General features: G+C 56.5%; 31 protein-coding genes and 1 pseudogene. All 32 read right to left on the bottom strand.

All coding sequences use genetic code 11. The features are described 5' to 3' along the window. Nucleotides 1-4 precede the first annotated feature (4 nt). A complete protein-coding gene (locus HDF14_RS08885) occupies nt 5-1108 on the bottom strand; it encodes a DNA-directed RNA polymerase subunit alpha (protein ID WP_183975637.1) in 1104 nt (367 codons plus the stop codon). Nucleotides 1109-1297: 189 nt separating this feature from the next. Further along, entirely contained in the window at nt 1298-1930 is a 633-nt protein-coding gene (rpsD, locus tag HDF14_RS08880) for a 30S ribosomal protein S4 (RefSeq protein ID WP_179585608.1), read from the bottom strand. A 54-nt stretch (nt 1931-1984) separates the two neighbouring features. Further along, the gene (locus tag HDF14_RS27510; protein ID WP_183975635.1) at nt 1985-2170 is read right to left on the bottom strand and encodes a DUF1272 domain-containing protein; all 186 of its coding nucleotides are present in this window, start codon (nt 2168-2170) and stop codon (nt 1985-1987) included. Nucleotides 2171-2185: 15 nt separating this feature from the next. Then, on the bottom strand, nt 2186-2608 hold the full coding sequence (rpsK, locus tag HDF14_RS08870) for a 30S ribosomal protein S11 (RefSeq protein WP_183975633.1): 423 nt from the start codon (nt 2606-2608) through the stop codon (nt 2186-2188). Nucleotides 2609-2611: 3 nt separating this feature from the next. Then, nucleotides 2612-2992: a 30S ribosomal protein S13 gene (gene rpsM, locus HDF14_RS08865; protein ID WP_179585614.1), complete on the bottom strand. Its 381-nt coding sequence runs from the start codon at nt 2990-2992 to the stop codon at nt 2612-2614. Nucleotides 2993-3143: 151 nt separating this feature from the next. Continuing rightward, nucleotides 3144-3257, bottom strand: coding sequence for a 50S ribosomal protein L36 (rpmJ, locus tag HDF14_RS08860; protein ID WP_158790629.1), 114 nt, complete (start codon nt 3255-3257; stop codon nt 3144-3146). A gap of 177 nt (nt 3258-3434) precedes the next feature. Then, entirely contained in the window at nt 3435-3653 is a 219-nt protein-coding gene (gene infA, locus HDF14_RS08855; RefSeq protein WP_013581270.1) for a translation initiation factor IF-1, read from the bottom strand. 147 nt (nt 3654-3800) lie between these two features. Then, nucleotides 3801-4550: a type I methionyl aminopeptidase gene (gene map, locus HDF14_RS08850; protein ID WP_183975631.1), complete on the bottom strand. Its 750-nt coding sequence runs from the start codon at nt 4548-4550 to the stop codon at nt 3801-3803. Nucleotides 4551-4570: 20 nt separating this feature from the next. Then, entirely contained in the window at nt 4571-5296 is a 726-nt protein-coding gene (locus HDF14_RS08845) for an adenylate kinase (protein WP_221304622.1), read from the bottom strand. Between the two features lie 12 nt (nt 5297-5308). Beyond that, nucleotides 5309-6718, bottom strand: a complete 1410-nt coding sequence (gene secY, locus HDF14_RS08840) for a preprotein translocase subunit SecY (protein WP_183975629.1) — start codon at nt 6716-6718, stop codon at nt 5309-5311. Between the two features lie 90 nt (nt 6719-6808). After that, nucleotides 6809-7270 (bottom strand): 50S ribosomal protein L15, encoded by a 462-nt coding sequence (gene rplO, locus HDF14_RS08835; RefSeq protein WP_179585620.1) that lies wholly within the window; start codon nt 7268-7270, stop codon nt 6809-6811. 97 nt (nt 7271-7367) lie between these two features. Next, complete coding sequence (gene rpmD / locus HDF14_RS08830) at nt 7368-7562, bottom strand: 50S ribosomal protein L30 (RefSeq protein ID WP_183975627.1); 195 nt, start codon at nt 7560-7562, stop codon at nt 7368-7370. Nucleotides 7563-7600: 38 nt separating this feature from the next. After that, nucleotides 7601-8107, bottom strand: coding sequence for a 30S ribosomal protein S5 (gene rpsE / locus HDF14_RS08825; RefSeq protein ID WP_313899529.1), 507 nt, complete (start codon nt 8105-8107; stop codon nt 7601-7603). A gap of 48 nt (nt 8108-8155) precedes the next feature. Beyond that, the gene (gene rplR / locus HDF14_RS08820) at nt 8156-8521 is read right to left on the bottom strand and encodes a 50S ribosomal protein L18 (protein ID WP_158943420.1); all 366 of its coding nucleotides are present in this window, start codon (nt 8519-8521) and stop codon (nt 8156-8158) included. A gap of 119 nt (nt 8522-8640) precedes the next feature. Then, nucleotides 8641-9186, bottom strand: a complete 546-nt coding sequence (rplF, locus tag HDF14_RS08815; protein ID WP_183975625.1) for a 50S ribosomal protein L6 — start codon at nt 9184-9186, stop codon at nt 8641-8643. Nucleotides 9187-9302: 116 nt separating this feature from the next. Continuing rightward, a complete protein-coding gene (gene rpsH / locus HDF14_RS08810; protein ID WP_183975624.1) occupies nt 9303-9701 on the bottom strand; it encodes a 30S ribosomal protein S8 in 399 nt (132 codons plus the stop codon). A gap of 162 nt (nt 9702-9863) precedes the next feature. Continuing rightward, nucleotides 9864-10049, bottom strand: a complete 186-nt coding sequence (locus tag HDF14_RS08805) for a type Z 30S ribosomal protein S14 (RefSeq protein ID WP_020715220.1) — start codon at nt 10047-10049, stop codon at nt 9864-9866. Nucleotides 10050-10110: 61 nt separating this feature from the next. Continuing rightward, nucleotides 10111-10659 (bottom strand): 50S ribosomal protein L5, encoded by a 549-nt coding sequence (gene rplE / locus HDF14_RS08800; RefSeq protein WP_183975623.1) that lies wholly within the window; start codon nt 10657-10659, stop codon nt 10111-10113. 114 nt (nt 10660-10773) lie between these two features. Further along, a complete protein-coding gene (gene rplX / locus HDF14_RS08795; protein ID WP_221304621.1) occupies nt 10774-11103 on the bottom strand; it encodes a 50S ribosomal protein L24 in 330 nt (109 codons plus the stop codon). A 68-nt stretch (nt 11104-11171) separates the two neighbouring features. Next, complete coding sequence (gene rplN, locus HDF14_RS08790) at nt 11172-11543, bottom strand: 50S ribosomal protein L14 (RefSeq protein WP_158790617.1); 372 nt, start codon at nt 11541-11543, stop codon at nt 11172-11174. A gap of 80 nt (nt 11544-11623) precedes the next feature. Beyond that, nucleotides 11624-11968 (bottom strand): 30S ribosomal protein S17, encoded by a 345-nt coding sequence (rpsQ, locus tag HDF14_RS08785; RefSeq protein WP_179636960.1) that lies wholly within the window; start codon nt 11966-11968, stop codon nt 11624-11626. A 2-nt stretch (nt 11969-11970) separates the two neighbouring features. Then, entirely contained in the window at nt 11971-12246 is a 276-nt protein-coding gene (gene rpmC, locus HDF14_RS08780) for a 50S ribosomal protein L29 (RefSeq protein WP_020715225.1), read from the bottom strand. Between the two features lie 25 nt (nt 12247-12271). Then, on the bottom strand, nt 12272-12706 hold the full coding sequence (gene rplP / locus HDF14_RS08775; protein ID WP_179636956.1) for a 50S ribosomal protein L16: 435 nt from the start codon (nt 12704-12706) through the stop codon (nt 12272-12274). A gap of 73 nt (nt 12707-12779) precedes the next feature. After that, nucleotides 12780-13454 (bottom strand): 30S ribosomal protein S3, encoded by a 675-nt coding sequence (rpsC, locus tag HDF14_RS08770; protein WP_158943402.1) that lies wholly within the window; start codon nt 13452-13454, stop codon nt 12780-12782. 78 nt (nt 13455-13532) lie between these two features. Continuing rightward, the gene (gene rplV / locus HDF14_RS08765) at nt 13533-14057 is read right to left on the bottom strand and encodes a 50S ribosomal protein L22 (protein WP_183975622.1); all 525 of its coding nucleotides are present in this window, start codon (nt 14055-14057) and stop codon (nt 13533-13535) included. 91 nt (nt 14058-14148) lie between these two features. Continuing rightward, a complete protein-coding gene (gene rpsS / locus HDF14_RS08760; RefSeq protein WP_158943398.1) occupies nt 14149-14436 on the bottom strand; it encodes a 30S ribosomal protein S19 in 288 nt (95 codons plus the stop codon). 126 nt (nt 14437-14562) lie between these two features. After that, entirely contained in the window at nt 14563-15387 is an 825-nt protein-coding gene (gene rplB / locus HDF14_RS08755; RefSeq protein WP_183975621.1) for a 50S ribosomal protein L2, read from the bottom strand. Between the two features lie 82 nt (nt 15388-15469). Further along, complete coding sequence (locus HDF14_RS08750; RefSeq protein ID WP_183975620.1) at nt 15470-15763, bottom strand: 50S ribosomal protein L23; 294 nt, start codon at nt 15761-15763, stop codon at nt 15470-15472. Further along, the gene (gene rplD, locus HDF14_RS08745; RefSeq protein WP_183975619.1) at nt 15764-16441 is read right to left on the bottom strand and encodes a 50S ribosomal protein L4; all 678 of its coding nucleotides are present in this window, start codon (nt 16439-16441) and stop codon (nt 15764-15766) included. A 95-nt stretch (nt 16442-16536) separates the two neighbouring features. Beyond that, nucleotides 16537-17274, bottom strand: coding sequence for a 50S ribosomal protein L3 (gene rplC / locus HDF14_RS08740; protein ID WP_183975618.1), 738 nt, complete (start codon nt 17272-17274; stop codon nt 16537-16539). Nucleotides 17275-17370: 96 nt separating this feature from the next. Continuing rightward, nucleotides 17371-17688, bottom strand: a complete 318-nt coding sequence (rpsJ, locus tag HDF14_RS08735) for a 30S ribosomal protein S10 (protein WP_013581294.1) — start codon at nt 17686-17688, stop codon at nt 17371-17373. A 125-nt stretch (nt 17689-17813) separates the two neighbouring features. Then, a pseudogene (tuf, locus tag HDF14_RS08730) lies at nt 17814-17939 on the bottom strand (elongation factor Tu); the annotation flags it as partial.

Raw genomic sequence — 17939 nt, 5'->3', positions numbered from 1 at the left:
TTGGTTAGAAGTTCTCTGGCTCACTGCCGACGAGGTCGAGGTCTTCGTCCTCATCTTCGTCTTCGTCATCATCGTCATCAAAGTTGCCGAAGCTGGCGGCGAGGGTGGCTGCGGGCAGAACGGAGGTGGGTCCGGGCTGCGGGTTGCCATTCTCGTCGATCTTCATGCCGAGGGACAGCCCCATCTGCGCGAGGATCTCTTTGATCTCGTTCAAGGACTTGCGGCCGAAGTTCTTGGTCTTCAGCATCTCAGCTTCGGTCTTCTGAATGAGCTCGCCGATGGTGGCAATGTTGGCGTTCTTCAGGCAGTTGTAGCTCCGGACGGAGAGCTCAAGCTCTTCGACCGAGCGGTTGAGGTTCTCGTTACGCAGGGCTGGACCATCGTGCAGGCCGTCGTGACCGGCTTCCATCTCCTCTTCAAAGTTGATGAAGATGGTCATGTGATCCTTCAGCAGCTTCGCGGAGAGTCCGAGCGCATCCGCAGGAAGAACGGTGCCGTTCGTCCAGATCTCGACCGTGAGCTTGTCGTAGTCGGTGATCTGACCGAGACGTGCAGCCTCGACGAGATAGTTAACCTTGCGAACGGGCGAGTGGACAGAGTCGACCGGAATGAAGCCAAGGCCGAGGTCGCCGTCGAAGTTCTTATCAGCCGAGATGTAGCCGCGGCCGCGCTTCAGGCGCATCTCCATGTCGATCTTGCCACCTTCGGAGACGGTGCAGATGTAGACGTTCTTGTCGAGTATCTCGACGTCGCCATCAGCTTCGATCATGCCGGAGGTGATGACGCCGGCCTGGTCGGCGCGAAGATAGAGAGCCTTGGGGCCTTCACCAGCAAGCTTGAACGGAATCTGCTTGAGGTTCAGGATAATGTCGGTCGCATCTTCGACGACGCCGGTGATGGACTGGAACTCGTGCAGGACACCTTCGATGCGAACAGCGGTGACGGCAGCGCCTTCGATCGAGGACAGAAGGGTGCGGCGGAGCGCGTTGCCAATGGTGGTACCGAAGCCACGCTCAAAGGGCTGAGCGGAGAACTTACCGTATTTTTCGGTAAGGGTTTCGGTGTCGACTGCGAGACGCTTGGGCTTTTGAAAACCTCTCCAAAGCATGTGTTTCTCCTTTTCCGGCTCACTCGCGATGCATTCTGCGAGATGGCGGGGTGTTGCTGTTGCGGGTTAGGTTGTGCTTTACAACGCCGGAGTGAGGTGTGACCCCCACCCCGGATAAAGTGTTTCAAAGTCTTCGAAACAAACCGCTTAAGTCTGGACCAAGGTCCAAGACGAAAACTGAAGGTGACTTTATTTCGAGTAGAGTTCGACGATCAGCTGCTCATTGACGGGCAGGTTGACGTCCTCGCGCTTCGGCAGAGCGATGACCTTGCCGGAGAGATTGTCGCGATTGATGTCGAGCCACTGAACCTGGTTCTGACCGGCGGCAAAATTCTTCGCCTCTTCGAGCATAACCAAAGCCTTCGAACCCTCGCGGATTGCGATCTCATCGCCAACCTTCACCTGGAAGGACGGGATGTTGACCTTCCGGCCATTGACCTGAAGGTGACCGTGACGGACGACTTGACGGGCCTGGCGGCGGCTCATCGCAAAACCAAGACGGTAGGCGACGTTGTCGAGACGAGTCTCAAGCTGCTGCAGCAAAAGTTCGCCGGTGACGCCGGTCTTGTTCGAAGCCTTCTGGTAGTAAGCGCGGAACTGAGTCTCGAGCGTGAAGTAGATGCGCTTTGCCTTCTGCTTTTCGCGGAGCTGCAGACCGTAGCCGACAACCTTCTTCACTTTGCGGGACTGGCCGTGCTGGCCTGGGGGGAAGTTGCGCTTCTCGACGGGGCATTTCTCCGAGAAGCACTTGGTTCCCTTGAGGAAGAGCTTGGTGCCGTCGCGGCGGCAGAGGCGGCAGACGGGTCCGGTGTAACGTGCCATTTTTATAACTCCTGACTTCGGGTGACGATCGCTTTACGCGCGAGCAGCGCTTCTTCACGATCCAGTTGTTGTAACGTCTTGCGTGCGGCGGGGCCTGAGAACAAGCTCACCGCCGCAGTTGGGACAGATTGCATTCAAAACCTGAGCGCATGTTGCACAGAAGCTGCACTCATAACTACAGATGAAGGCTATTCCGTTTGCATCGAGATCTGCATTGCAGCGCGCGCATTCGGACTTCATCAGAAGTGCCACAGATCAAACGCGGCGGCGCTTCGGCGGACGGCAACCGTTGTGCGGCATGGGCGTAACGTCGCGGATGCTGCGCACCTCGATACCGGTGGTTGCGAGAGCACGAATCGCGGACTCACGGCCGGAGCCGGGACCGGAGACACGCACATCGACCGAACGGACACCGTGGTCACGGGCTGCGTTGGCTGCACCGACGGCGGCCTGCTGCGCTGCAAACGGAGTCCCCTTACGAGAACCACGGAAGCCAAGCGAACCGGACGACTTCCAGCTCAGCGTGTTGCCGATCTGGTCAGTGATGGTAACGATCGTGTTGTTGAACGACGCCTGAATGAAGACGAGACCAAATGGAACATTCTTGCGTTCGCGCTTCTTGAACTTCTTATTCTTGCCGGGCTTTGCTGCGCCCTTCGTATTCTGTGTCTTCGCCATGTCTTATTTCGTCGCTTTCTTCTTACCGGCAACGGTTCCCTTACGTGGGCCTTTGCGGGTGCGAGCGTTTGTGTGGGTGCGCTGGCCACGGACAGGAAGGCTGCGGCGATGGCGGAGGCCACGGTAGGACTGAATTTCGATGAGGCGCTTGATGTTGAGCGAGATGTCCTTGCGGAGATCGCCTTCGATCTGGCCCTCGGCTTCGATAACCTGACGGATGCGGTTCAGCGCGTCCTCGTCGAGCGTGCCGACCTTCGCGACCGGATCGACATCCGCCTTCGCGAGAATCTTGGCGGCGCGAGAGTCGCCGATTCCGAAGATGTAGGTGAGACCGATGCGCGCCTGTTTGTTATTAGGGACATCGACTCCAGCAATACGTGCCATGGGGTTCCTTTTCGGTTGAGCTTCGTAGCTTCGCCACGAGAGCGGGATTGCCTGTTTGCGGCGAGTCCGTCGGGTTCAACGCAAGCCTTGATTTCGGCTAACTAGCCCGACGGGGCCGGTACTGCTGGGTATTGCAAAGACCTTTATGGTCTTAGCCCTGACGCTGCTTGTGCTTCGCGTTCTCGCAGATAACACGCACCACGCCACGGCGGTGAATGACCTTGCACTTGTCACACATCTTCTTTACTGAGGCACGAACCTTCATTGTGATTCCCTTCTTTTATGCAACATGAACCCGACAAACAGAGGACGCGTCTCAAGGATTTAATTCCTTTCGACAAGCGACCTGTATGCCAGGGCGAAAATGCCCTGACTTATCCCAAGTGCAAATGCGCTTGAGCAACCCATTGATGGAGACGGGATGGGCTCCCGTAGCCGATGCCTACTTGTAGCGGTAGACAATGCGGCCGCGGTTGAGATCGTATGGGCTGAGCTCAATCGCGACGCGGTCGCCGGGGAGGATACGGATGAAGTTTTTGCGCATACGTCCGGAGACGTGTGCAAGGGCCTGGTGCTTGTTCTCAAGCTCGACCTTGAACATCGCATTCGGCAGGGTTTCGACAACCACCGCCATCACTTCAATTGCATCTTCCTTCGACAAACGATCTCCTTTGGAGGTGAAGAGGATAACCCCTTTTATCTCCACAACTTCTTGTATGAGTTGAGCATTTTCCTCAACCCAGAGTTACCATGCGATACACTTGCGCACACCGCATCTCTTATAGTACCCCAGAATGGGTCTATTTTCCTAGCGGGTTAGCACCTGGGGGCCATCTTTCGTGATGGCCACCGTATGCTCAAAGTGGGCACTATAGCTGCCATCGATGGTCACCGCCGTCCATCCATCCTTCAAAACGCGTACTTCAGGTCCACCGGCGTTGATCATCGGCTCGATCGCCAGTACCATCCCCGCCTTTAGCCGAGGGCCCTTGCCTGCAGCGCCAAAGTTCGGAACCTGAGGATCTTCGTGCATGGCACGTCCAATCCCATGCCCGACGAACTCCCGGACAACCCCAAAACCTTCGGCTTCACAGAGTTCCTGAACGGCCGCGGAGATATCGCCCAAGCGTCCGCCTACCTGACACTTCTCAATCGCCTTCTCTAGAGAGGATTTCGTCACTTCAAGAAGCTTGGTCGTTTCCGCGCTGACCCTACCGATCGGATAGGTCACAGCGGCGTCGGAATAGTATCCGTCGATAATGACTCCGCAGTCGATCGAGAGAATATCGCCTTCGGCCAGAATCCGCTTGGCGTTCGGCATACCGTGAACAACTTCGTTATTAACCGAAGTGCACAGAGCAGCAGGAAAGCCGTGATATCCCTTGAAGGCCGCGATCGCGCCCAACTCCGCGATCTTCTTGACGGCAATTTCCTCGAGATCCATCGTCGAAGCGCCGGGAACGACGTGGGGCGCAATCGCGTTGTGGACCTGGCGAAGAGCTTTACCGGAGATCCGCATCTTCTCGATCTCCTGTGCCGTTTTGATCATGATAGCCATAGTGCAGTTCGTCTCAAGTGTTACTGATTTGGCGCTTGGCGAAGGCGATGGAGAGCGGCATTAATTCCAGCCGTGACGTCTTCCACTGCACGATCTCCATCCACGATCTCGAAGCGGCCTTGCTTGCGATAGTGCTCCACCACAGGAGCCGTCTGGGCTTCGAAGGTCTTCATACGCTCTGCGAAGACAGCCTCAGAGTCATCAGGACGCTGAACCAGAGCTGAGCCATCAATATCACAGATGCCGGCGACCTTCGGAGGATTCGAGTAGATGTTGTAGATGTGGTCCGTTCCGCAAATCCGGCGGCCAGTGATGCGATGGAGCAGCTGCTCGTACTCGACGACGATGCTGATCGCAACCACGGGCAAAGTGCTGGTATCAGCGGACAGCTGCGCATCAAGCCAGGTCGCTTGATTCAAAGTCCGCGGAAAACCGTCGAGAATAAAACCGCGCTGCGTATCAGGCTGCTTCAGCCGGCCCGCGACCATCTGATTCACGAGGTCGTCGGAGACAAGTATGCCCTGATCCACGAGCGCCTTGGCGGCTTTGCCAAGCTCCGTCCCCTTGGAGATATTGCCACGAAGAATGTCACCAGTCGAGACTTGAGGGATGCCATAGGCAGCCATCAGAGCCTTAGCCTGGGTCCCTTTGCCCACGCCGGGCGCGCCTAAAAGGAGTACCGGCCCAGGCAGGAAGTTCTTGTCCGCCGGGGCCGTCTCGGGCTCAGATACGATGCTTGTCGTCAATGCGATAACTTCCTACCAGCTCTTGCGTCCACGGATGCGGCCACTCTTGGGAGTGAAGCCGTCATAGTGACGCATGATGAGCTGCGATTCGATCTGCTGAACGGTATCCATAGCCACGCCGACAACGATCAGCAGACTGGTTCCGCCGAAGTAGAAGTTGACGCCAAGACCGTTAGTCATCCAGGTTGGCAGGCGGTCGAAGACCGAGCCGATAAGCCAGATGTGGTTGAAGTGTATTCCGCTGATCAGCAACTGCGGAATAATCGTGATGATGATGAGATAGAGTGCGCCAACCAGGGTAATGCGGGTCAGCACATCGTTGATAAAGTCGGCCGTGCGCTTGCCGGGACGAATGCCTGGAATAAAGCCGCCGTACTTCCGCATGTTATCGGCGATGTCGTCTGGACGGAACACGATCGAGATGTAGAAGTAAGCGAAGAAGATGATCGCGACCATCTGCAGCAGCTCGTACCATGGCTCACCAGGTGCCAGAGCCCGCAGGATCGGACCAAAGAAGGACGAGTCCTGCAGCGAGTAACCGAAGATGTGAGCGCCAGAAAAGAGCAAGGGCGCCGATAGAATCGAGCTGGCGAAGATGACCGGCATCACGCCGCCGGAGTTCACTTTGAGTGGAAGGTGCGTGGATTGGCCACCCATCATCTTGCGGCCAACGATTCGCTTGGCGTATTGAACCGGGATGCGACGCTCGGAACGCTCCACAAAGACGATGAACGCAACCACGGCGATCATGCCGACAACCAGGAGAACAACCGCGATCGGTGTTAGCGCTCCCCACGCGTTGTCGCGAACCTTCTCATACAGATTCTCGATGCCCTTCGGCAGGCCCACGACGATACCGGCGAAGATCAGCAAGCTCATACCGTTGCCAATGCCGCGCTCGGTAATCTGCTCGCCCAACCACATGATGAAGGCAGTGCCTGATGTCAGAGTGATGACGCACAGCGGGATGAACGCTGCGCGGGAGATCGTGACCATCGACTGGCCCGTGCTTGTGTTGGTCAGCGTCAGAGCAATCGCAAATGACTGCACGATGCCAAGCAGTACGGTCACATAGCGCGTCCACTGCGTAATCTTGCGGCGGCCGAGTTCGCCTTCCTTCTGCAACTTCGCAAGCGGCTCATAGATGACGGTGAGCAACTGGAAGATGATCGAAGCCGTAATGTACGGCATGATCCCGAGGGCAAAGACTGTCAGCTTCCGGAGGTTTCCACCCGAGAAGAGATCGACGAGGCCGAGTGCCGATCCGGAGTTCTGATTGAAGAACTGCGCGAGCATGTCGGCGTTGATACCGGGGGTAGGAATATGCGAGCCGAGGCGATATACGGCCAGCATGCCAAGCGTGAAGAGCACACGCTTGCGGAGATCAGGAATTTTGAAGATGTTTGCGATTTTCTCGAACATCGGGTGCAGGAACCTCGGGTAAAACTGGGGATCTGTGAAACGGCAATGCGAGGGCGATTGCCCTCGCCTGCCAATCATTCTAAATGCTACTTAGCCAATGAGGATGGCCTTGCCGCCGGCCTTTTCGATCGCTTCCTGCGCAGTCTTCGAAAACTTGTGTGCGTGAACCGTCACAGCGGTCTTGATCTCTCCGTTATTCAACACCTTGATCAATGCGCCCTTCTTGCGGAGCAAGCCAAGCTCGATGATCTTGTCGAGAGTGAACTCGGTGACATTCTCGGCAGCGACGATCTCGGCAACGCGATCAAGCCCGAGGACCTGATACTCAACGCGGAAGATGTTGGTAAAGCCGCGCTTCGGCAGACGGCGGTGAAGCGGCATCTGACCGCCTTCAAAGCCACGCATCAGCGAGGAACCCGAGCGGGAACCCTGACCCTTGTGTCCGCGGGTTGATGTCTTACCCATGCCTGAACCCATACCGCGGCCGACACGCTTCTTGTTTTCATTTGCCCTCTTAGGGGCGCGCAGATTGGAGAGATTACGAATTGCCATTATTTCCTCGCTTAACGCCGACGAAGCAGCTTCTGCCCTTCGCCGACTCGCTTATGAATTTGCCCTGACGGGTTTGGTAGGTTATGCCGAATCGCGATTAGTCGACGACGCGGACGAGATGTGGAACCTTTGCGACCATGCCACGAATGGATGGTGTGTCTTCGCGTTCGACGATCTGGTTCAGACGGGTAAAGCCGAGGCCCTTGATGACGAGCTTGTGCTTAACCGGGGTGCAGATCTTGGAACGGAAGTACTGCAGCTTGATTTTGGCGATTGCGTTGTTGTCAGCCATGAGAGAGCTCCTGTAGATCTGTTGAAACAGGGTTGAGCTTAGAGCTCTTCCACCGTCTTGCCGCGCAGGGCGGCGACTTCGGCCTTATTGCGAAGCTGGATGAGAGCGTCGAACGTAGCCTTGATGACATTGTGTGGGTTCGCCGAGCCGAGGCTCTTGGTCAGCACGTTCTGCACGCCAGCGGCGGTCATCACAGCGCGAACCGTCTTGCCAGCAATAACGCCCGTACCTTCGGGAGCTGGCTTCAGCATCACCTGGCCGGCGCCAAAGTGGCCCAGAACCTGGTGAGGAATCGTGCTCTCGGTCAAATTGACCTTGTGCAGATTCTTCTTGGCCGACTCGATCCCCTTGCGGATTGCCTGGGGAACTTCTTTGGCCTTGCCTGAACCGTAGCCAACTACGCCTTCCGCCGGATCGCCGATGACGACCAGCGCGGCGAAGGACATATTCTTACCGCCCTTGACGACCTTGGTGACGCGGTTGATCGAAACGACCTCGTCCTTCAGGTTGAGGCGGTTCGCGTCGATTTTTTTCTTCATTGCCATAATGTCTTATCCAGCTTTCTGGCGGCCAATCAGGGCGCCGTGGGAACCTTAGAAATCGAGACCCGCTTCACGGGCTGCATCGGCGAGGGCCTTCACGCGGCCGTGATACAGGTAGCCACCGCGGTCAAACACAATCTTCTTGATGCCCTTTTCCTTGGCGCGCTCGGCGATCAGCTTGCCGACTTCAGCAGCCGCGACAATGTTGCCACCATACTTCTTCTCTTCGGTCTTCTTCCCCATGGAAGAGGCAGAGGCGATCGTAACTCCGTTGAGATCATCAATGAGCTGCGTGTAGATGTGGTTGAGCGAGCGATAAACGTTGAGGCGCGGACGCTCGGCGGTACCTGACATCTTCTCGCGGATGCGGGTGTGAACGCGCTGGCGGATCACATTGCGCTGACGTGGATTAATCATGATTGACTTTCCTTCCTAATAGCGTACCCAGAGTACTGAGGACGTTCGGTTGTTGAAACTAATGTTAGGTGGCTGCATAAGGAGTGAATTATCACAGCTCACTCCTCATGCAGCGCAGACTACTTGGCTCCGGTCTTTCCGACCTTCTTCTTCAGCTTCTCGCCGGTGTAGCGGACGCCCTTGTTCTTGTAAGGGTCGGGCTTGCGGAGGGAACGCATGTCGGCAGCAATTTGACCTACCTTCTGCCTATCGATGCCGGAGACAGTGAGGTGCGTCTGCTTCGCATCGATTTCAACCGAAATGCCAGTCGGGAGCGGAAACTCGATGGGGTGAGAGTAGCCCAAGGTGAAGACCACCATGTTCTTGCCCTTCAACTCAGCGCGGTATCCGATACCGACGATGTCGATATCCTTCGTCCAACCTGTGGTAACACCGGTGACTGCATTGAAAACCAATGCGCGGGCGAGTCCATGAAATGCAGCCTGCTTATCGGTCTGACGCTCCGTAACCAGGTGACCATCCTTCTGAACGAGAGTGATGCCGCCAGGCAGCATCGCAGTAACCTTGCCCTTGGGGCCTTCAACCAGGACGGTGTTGCCGTTTTCGCTGACCGTGTACTTGACGCCGGCGGGTAGAGCGATCGGCTTCTTACCAATACGTGACATAACAAATCCCTTTTGTGGCTTGCGAGTCGCGATAGCACTTCATGCTGATCGTTCCACTGCAGCCGATAAAACTTTTCTATCTTGCCATCGCAAAGATGACGAAAGCTAATTCTGAACTACCAAACTTCGCAGAGGATCTCGCCGCCAACACCTTCGCGACGCGCCTGACGACCTGTCATAACGCCCTTAGGGGTCGTCATGATGGAGATACCAAGACCACCCTGAACGCGACGGATCTCGTCACGGCCGAGGTACACACGGCAACCGGGACGGGACACACGCTGCAGATCGCGGATAACAGCCTCGTTGTTCGGGCCGTATTTCAAGTAAACGCGAAGAACCTTCATGCCATTCTCTTCGGTCGGCTTGTAGTTCGCGATATAGCCCTCTTCCTTGAGGATGCGGGCAATCTCGGCCTTGAGCTTGGATGCGGGGACGTCGAGTTTCTGGTGACGCGCACGGATGGAGTTACGGATGCGAGTCAAAAAGTCTGCTACTGGATCGGTGAGGTTCATTCATTCTCCTTCATCCCCCGTTCGCTCACGAGTGTCTCTCGCAAGAACCAGCGGGAATGTCTGTTTCGGGTGATACGTCCAGACTTCTGCACCATAAGCTGACGCCCTGATGAGGTCTCTGGAGTAAGTGCGCGACTTAGGCCGCACACGAATTCTTTTATTCTACCAGCTCGACTTCACAACGCCCGGAATTTCTCCCTTGAGGGCGAGCGAACGGAAGCAGAGACGGCATACGCCGAACTTGCGAAGGAACGCGCGAGGACGACCGCAGAGCTGGCAGCGGTTGTGCTGGCGAGACTTGAACTTCGGTTTCCTTGCGTCTTTGACGCGCTTTGCTGTAGTTGCCATGTGTTTTGCTCTCTATCTTTTGTGCAAATCTGTTCGAGGCCCGTGGGCCTGGCTTCGTGAACTATGCTCCAACGCGGAAGGGCATACCAAAGCTCTTCAGCAGGGCGCGGGCACCGTTGTCGTCCTTCGCCGTCGTGACGATGGTGACGTTCATACCCTTCAATTTGTCGACCTTGGCGTAGTCGATCTCAGCGAAGATCAGCTGATCGCGGAGGCCAAGGGTGTAGTTGCCGCGGCCATCGAAGCTCTTCGAAGAAACGCCGCGGAAGTCGCGGACGCGGGGAAGAGCGATCGAGATGAGGCGGTCAAGAAATTCGTACATCGTATCGCCGCGAAGGGTGACCATCGCACCAATCGGCATGCCCTCGCGCACCTTGAAGGCGGCGATGGACTTCTTCGCCTTGGTCGTCACAGGCTTCTGGCCAGCGATGGAGGCGAGATCGGCCACTAGGGGATCCATGATCTTGACGTTCTGGGTGGCTTCGCCGAGACCCATGTTGATGACGATCTTCTCGAGCTTCGGGATCGCCATGGCGTTGGTGATGTTGAGCTCTTTGCCCAACGCCTGCTTGATCTCGTTCTCGTACTTCTGTTTCAGACGTGCTGCCATGATTTTTCTTCGCTTTCTCCACGATTTCCGGGTTGGGTTGGAGCCCGTGTACCGATGCGTGGGGTGAACCGTTGTTACAGGATTTGAACTGCTGCTACATGAAACAAACTTTGCTTATTTCTTCTTCTCTGCGATCGTTGCGCCGCTGGTCTTTGAGAAACGAACCTTCGTGTCACCCTCGAAACGCGATCCGACGCGGGTCTTCTTGCCATCGCCATCGAGCAGCATGACGTTCGAGATGTGAATGGTGGCCTCCTGCTCCGCGATACCACCCTTGATGTTGCGCTGGGGGTTTGGCTTCACGTGCTTCTTCACCATCATGACGCCCTCAACCAGGACACGATTCTTTTCAGCGATGACACGAAGAACGCGGCCCTGCTTGCCCTTGTCCTTGCCTGCGATTACTTCGACCTTGTCATTCCGCTTGATCTTGATGCCTGCCATAACTCTTCTCTCTTCCTCGACGATCGTGAAACCACGGAGTCGGACTCCGATAGAAAAATAGAAATTGACTAGATGACTTCTGGCGCGAGCGAGACTATCTTGAGGAACTTCTTCTCGCGAAGCTCACGGGCTACGGGTCCAAATACGCGGGTTCCGACAGGCTCGTTGGCATCATTGATGACGACAGCGGCGTTCTGGTCGAAGCGGATGTACGTCCCATCGCGCCGGCGATACTCCTTGCGCGTCCGGACGATCACCGCCTTGACGACCTTACCCTTCTTGACGGTGCCATCGGGAGAGGCTTCTTTGACAGCTGCGGTGACGACGTCGCCGAGGCCTGCCTTCTTGCCGAGACCACCACCGAGGGGCAGGATCACCTGCAACTTGCGCGCGCCGGAGTTGTCGGCTACGTCAAGCATTGTTCTCATTTGTACTGACATCGTTCTTCTCCTGGCTATCTACTGCGGTGACACGGCCGGGGGCTCATGCCCCAGGCTTGAACTTCAATAAACGCTAAAAGTTACTTAGCTTCGGCAGCGACAGCGGCCGCAGACTTTTCTTCCGCCAGCGCAAGCGAAGAGCGGCGAACGATCTCCTCGAGAGACCAGCGCTTCAGCTTGGACAGAGGACGCGCCTCGCGGATGCGAACAACGTCGCCGACGCGTGCCGAGTTCTGCTCGTCATGCGCGTAGAACTTCTTGTTCGACTTCATCACGCGCTTGTACTTGGGGTGCGCCTTGCGCATCTCGATCTCGACGACGATCGTCTTCTGCATCTTGGTCGAGACGACCAGACCCACCTTCTCATTGCGACGCGAGGTCTGAGCTTCGGGAGTTGCGGCTGCCGTGTTGGTTGTATCTGCCATGATTAGTCCTTCTTCGCTTTCTTGCGGGCGGTGCGAGTGCTCTTGGCCGGCGCAACGTTGGCGACGACGGGGTTAGCGGCCTTTTCGGCAGCCAGAGTGCGCTGCCGTTCGACGGTCTTGATGCGGGCGATGTCCAGTTTGAGCGTCCGCAGCTTCTTGATGCCTTCGTTATTGCCGAGGCTCTTCTGGAAGCGGATGCGGAAGAGCTGCTCGCCGGCCTTGGCCTGCTCGCTCTTGAGCTCTTCGTCACTGAGATTGCTAATCTTTTCGAATTCCATTGTCTTTTTCCTTCACTACTAAAAGCTACTTAGCGACAACCGTCGCCTTCACATCGTGGCGCTGTACGAAGCTGGTCTTGAGCGGAAGCTTGTGAGCCGCGAGACGCATCGCCTCTTTGGCTAGTTCCGGAGTGACGCCTTCCATCTCGAACAGGATGCGGCCCGGACGAACAACGCAAACCCAGTGATCCGGAGCGCCCTTACCTTTACCCATACGGGTTTCAGCAGGCTTCTTGGTGATCGGCTTATCCGGGAACAGACGGAGCCAAACCTTGCCGCCACGCTTGATGAAACGTGTCATCGCGATACGGCTGGCTTCGATCTGGCGGTCGGTGATGTAACCGCACTCCATCACCTTCAGGCCGAAGTCGCCGAAGGAGAGATCGGAGCCGCGCCACGCTTTGCCCTTCATTCGTCCGCGCTGCTGCTTGCGGAACTTAACCTTCTTTGGCATCAACATAAGAAACCCTCTTCACTCTTTCAGGGATACGTTCAACACGCTCCCCGGAAACTCCGGCCAGGCCGGGAAACACTTAGCTTGCGAATGCGCCAGTCGTAACACCCTGGTCGCGACGCTTCTTCTGCTCGTAGATATCGCCGCGATAGACCCAGGTCTTGACGCCGATGATGCCGTAGGTGGTGTGCGCTTCGGCAAAACCGTAGTCGATGTCAGCGCGCAGCGTGTGCAGCGGCAGACGACCCTGGAGATACCACTCGGAGCGGGCGATCTCGTTTCCGTTCAGACGACCGGAGACGCGGACCTTGATACCCTTGCAACCGAAGCGGAGCGCCGAGTCAACCGACTTACGCATCGCACGACGGAAGCTAACGCGCTTCTCGAGCTGCAACGCGATGTTCTCGGCAACCAGCTGAGCATCGAGCTCTGGCTTGTTGACCTCGAGAATGTCGATGAAGACCTCGCGACTGGTGCGCTTCTGAATATCGGCCTTGAGCTTGTCGATCTCGGCGCCCTTGCGGCCGATGATGATGCCCGGACGCGCAGTGCGGATGATCAGGCGCAGCTTATTGCCTGGTCGCTCGACTTCAACCGAGCTGACACCGGCAGCCTTCAGCTTCTCGCGCAGCTCAGCCTTCAGCTTGACGTCTTCGACCAACAGCTTGTCATAGCCGCGTTCCACGAACCAGCGTGACTTCCACGGCTTGTTGATGCCGAGGCGCAACCCATACGGATGGACTTTCTGTCCCATAGCTTCCCTTTACTCCGTGCCCTCTCCGGTTGAGCCGGTAGGCGGTAGTGCAAAACTTTAAGTTTACAAGAAACCCGCTTACTTCGCGGCCTTTTTCGTTGCTGGCTTCTTGGCGGCTGCCTTCTTGGCTGCGGGCTTCTTCGCCGCGGTCTTGGTGGCTGCCTTCTTGGTGCCCTTCTTAGCTGCCGGAGTCGGAGTTGCATCAGCAGCTGCGCTGATCGCAGTGGCCGACTTCTTCTCCGCAACCGTCACGATGATGTGTGCGAGTCTGCGTTGGTAGCGGAACGCGCGGCCCATTGGGGCAGGGCGGATACGCTTCATGCGCGGACCTTCGTTCGCAATCGCGGTACGGACGTAGAGGTTATCGACGTCTACATCGAGCCCCTGCTCCTGCGAGACGTAAGTCGCGTTCTGAATCGCCGAACGCAGAACCTTCTCAACCACGGGCGCCATTCGCTTGGTGCTGAAGTGAACGGTATTGAGCGCCTGCTCGACGCGTAGTCCCTTGATCAGATCAAGGACAAGCTTCGCCTTCTGCGGGCTGGTGCGCTGAAACTTAGCTTCTGCGCGGAACTCTCTGATTTTTTCTGCTGCCTTAGCCATAATCTTCGTCCTTCAAAACTTCTGCTTCGCTGCCCGACAACCGTTGCCGCGGGCTCGCGGTCTTACCTAACTGCAAACGATCAGCCCAGATTTATTTGGGCTTCGCGGAGGTCTCAGCCGCACGCGCGGAGTGGCCCTTGAAGGTGCGGGTTGCCGAAAACTCTCCGAGCTTATGGCCCACCATGTTCTCCGTCACGTACACCGGAATGAACTTGCGACCGTTGTGCACGGCAATGGTGTGACCGACGAAGTCCGGGTGAATCGTGGACCGGCGCGACCAAGTGCGCAGTACCTTCTTGTCATTGACCTGGTTCATCCCCACAATCTTCTTCATGAGGTGATCGTCAATGAAAGGACCTTTTTTTGCTGAACGTGACATTTTGCTAAGCTCCGACTTTCTTGTTGCGATGCTGGATACGACGAATCTCTTGTTTGCGAGACTTGGTGTTGCCCTTTGCTGCGGAACCAAAACTAGAACAAATACATTTGCTGAAAAGCCGTTGTTTTACTTCGTACCGCGCTTCACGATGAACACATCGGTACGCTTGTTGTTGCGGGTCTTGTATCCACGAGTCGGCTGGCCCCAAGGCGTTACTGGGTGACGACCGCCCGAGGTCTTACCTTCACCACCACCGTGCGGGTGATCGACAGGGTTCATCGAGACACCGCGGTTGGATGGGCGAATACCCTTCCAGCGATTACGTCCCGCCTTGCCGATCGTGACGTTCTCGTGGTCGGTGTTGCCAACCTGACCGATGGTCGCCATGCACTCGACAAGAACCTTGCGGGTCTCGCCGGAAGGCAGCTTGAGAAGAGCGTAATCGCCTTCCTTCGCGATCAGGTTGACCTGGGCGCCGGCTGAGCGAGCCATCTGTGCACCCTTGCCCGGACGAAGCTCGATGTTGTGCACAATCGTTCCGGTCGGGATGAACTTCAGCGGCAGAGCGTTGCCGACGAGGATGTCGGCCTCGGGGCCGCTCATGATCGACTGCCCAACCGTGAGACCAATCGGCTGAATGATGTAGCGCTTCTCGCCGTCCGCGTAGTGGATCAGTGCGATGCGGGAGCTGCGGTTCGGATCGTACTCAACTGTCGCGACCGTGCCGGGGATCCCGAACTTATCGCGCTTGAAGTCGATGAGGCGCAGCTTCTGCTTGTGACCGCCACCGTGGTGACGCATCGTGAGGCCACCATTGTTGTTGCGGCCGCCGGTGCGCTGCTTGACTCCGAGCAACGGCTTGTGAGGCTTGTCCGTCGTGATGTCATCGTTGACAAGCTTCGTCGCGAAGCGGAGTGATGGGGTAATCGGTCGAAATGATTTGATCGGCATCGTCTTTATTCCCTTGCCCGCGCTGCTAATCGCTTAGCTGCGCTTCGGTCCTGAATTCTGTTGCTGCGAAACAAACTCGCGCTTAGAGACTGTTGAGGTACTCCGGCATCTTCTCGCCATCTTTCAAGCGAACGTAAGCCTTCTTCCAATCGGGGCGAAAACCGGCAAATTTACCCCGGCGGCGCTCCTTGCCCTCAACGGTCGAGGTACGAACACCAGTAACTTTGACCTTGAAGAGTGTTTCAACAGCTTGCTTGACTTCGGTCTTGGTGGCCTTCAATGCGACTTCAAACACCAGAGTGTTCTGCGTCTCCTTGACGGTCATGCCCTTCTCGGTAATGAGGGGGCGGCGAATGACTGTATAGAGGGTTGGCATTTACGCAACCTCCTTCTGCGCGGCGGCTTTGCTGCGCTTCGATACAAACTTCTTGAGAGTCTCCTGAAGAGCCTCGATGGCGTCCTTCGAGAACACAGCGTGCTCGTAACGGAGCAGATCGTAGGGATGAACCTCGGAGCTGAGAACCAACTCCACGCCAGCCAGATTGCGCGAGCCAAGATAGAGTTTCTCGTCAAGCTTGCGGCTGCTCTCAACCAACAGAGTCGTCTTGCCTGCTTCGAGCTTGTTCAGCGCGGTGCGGAAGTGCTTGGTCTTCGCTTCGGCAACCTCGAACGAGTCGACGATGGTGAACTTGCCATCGTTGATCTTCGCGGAGATCGCGGATCGGAGAGCGCCCATCAGCTTCTTCTGCGGGAAGGCGTACTCGTAGCTGCGCGGCTTCGGTCCATGGACCGTACCACCACCACGCCAAAGCGGGGTGCGGATCGAACCGACACGTGCGCGCCCGGTTCCCTTCTGCTTCCAAAGCTTCTTACCCGCACCGGAAACCTGATTGCGGTTCTTGGTGGCTGCGGTTCCCTGTCGAAGAGCGGCACGATAGTGCTTGACCGACTCCCAAAGAAGCCCATCGTTGATCTCTGCCGCGAAGACCTCGTCGACGAGTTCGAACTCTCCGACCTTGGCTCCAGCGAGATTTACTACGTTGATGTTTGCCATCGTTCTTCTCTCTTTGCGCTCGCCATCGATGCGGCGAGCAAAAACTTTGTTTAAAAAAAGCTTTACAACCAAAAAGACTTCTCTTGCTTTTCTCTTTACTTCTTCTTCGGTGCTGCCTTCTTGGAAGCCTTCAAAGCGTCCTTTGTTGCAGCTCCAGCGAATCCACGACGCTCACGCGGCGGAGCCTTAGCCTTCGAGATCAGCACGAAACCATCACGTGGACCAGGCACAGCACCCTCAACAAGCAGAAGGTTGTCATCAAGATCGATCCCACGAATACGTAGGTTGCGAACCGTAATCTGCGCATCCCCCATATGGCCTGGCATACGCTGGCCAGGGAATACGCGAGACGGGAACGACGAAGCTCCGATCGAACCCTGCACCTGGAACATGTGACCGTGCGACTTGGGACCGCCGCCGAATCCGTGGCGACGAATAACACCAGCAAAACCACGACCTTTTGAGGTTCCGATCACGTCGACAAACCGCTCGTCGTTGAAGATATCGACCAGGATGCGGTCGCCAGCCTTGGCCGTGACCTTCTCTTCACCTTCAACAGTCTTCACGGCTTCGAGGCCGACCTCCCGGATCATCCTGACCGGAGGAACATCCGACTTGGCAAAGTGACCGGTCATCGCCTTGTTGACCTTGGAGGCCTTGACGAAGTCGACGTAGCCGATCTGCGCGGCTTCATAGCCATCCTTCGCAAGAGTCTTCAGCTGAGTGATCACGCAAGGACCAGCCTTCAGAACGGTCACGGGATGAATATCACCGCGCTCGTCGAAGATCTGCGTCATGCCGACTTTTTTTCCGAGAATTCCTACTACTGACATTGGAGCTTCCTTTCCTCATCATGCTGAACTTCAGCTCAGCACTGCCGGGTTAATACTTCTAATAAGCGAAAGCAGAAACATTTCGCCGAAAGATTCTTACTTCTGAACCGTCTTGATCTCGACGTCAACACCTGCAGGCAGATCCAGCTTCATCAACGCATCTACGGTCTGCTGGGTCGGCTCGAGGATATCGATCAATCGCTTGTGCGTACGAATCTCGAAGGCCTCGCGCGACTTCTTATCAACGTGGGGCGAGCGAAGAACGCAGTACTTGTTCTTCATGGTCGGTAGCGGAATGGGACCCGCAACCTGAGCTCCGGTGCGCTTCGCTGTCTCGACGATCTCGCCGGTCGACGTATCCAGCACGCGGTAGTCATATGCCTTCAAACGAATTCTGATTCTCTGTCCAGCCATTTTAGGTCTCTTTCACGCTACTCAAAGATCGTTTGGAGTAACTGCCGGCCATGAACTTCTGCACGTACCGGCAGCCCTCGATTTTCAAAACAGCAACAACGAAAAGACTTCTCTGTGCACGTTCTTTACTTGATGATCTCGCTGATGGTTCCAGCTCCGACGGTGCGTCCACCTTCGCGGATAGCGAAGCGCAGACCCTTCTCCATCGCGACTGGCGTATGCAGCGTGATCTCCAGCTGAATGTTGTCGCC

Origin of the sequence: Tunturiibacter gelidiferens (assembly GCF_014201335.1) — a bacterium.
Classification (GTDB): Bacteria; Acidobacteriota; Terriglobia; order Terriglobales; family Acidobacteriaceae; genus Edaphobacter; species Edaphobacter lichenicola_E.
This window is presented reverse-complemented; position numbering and strand designations above follow the sequence as displayed.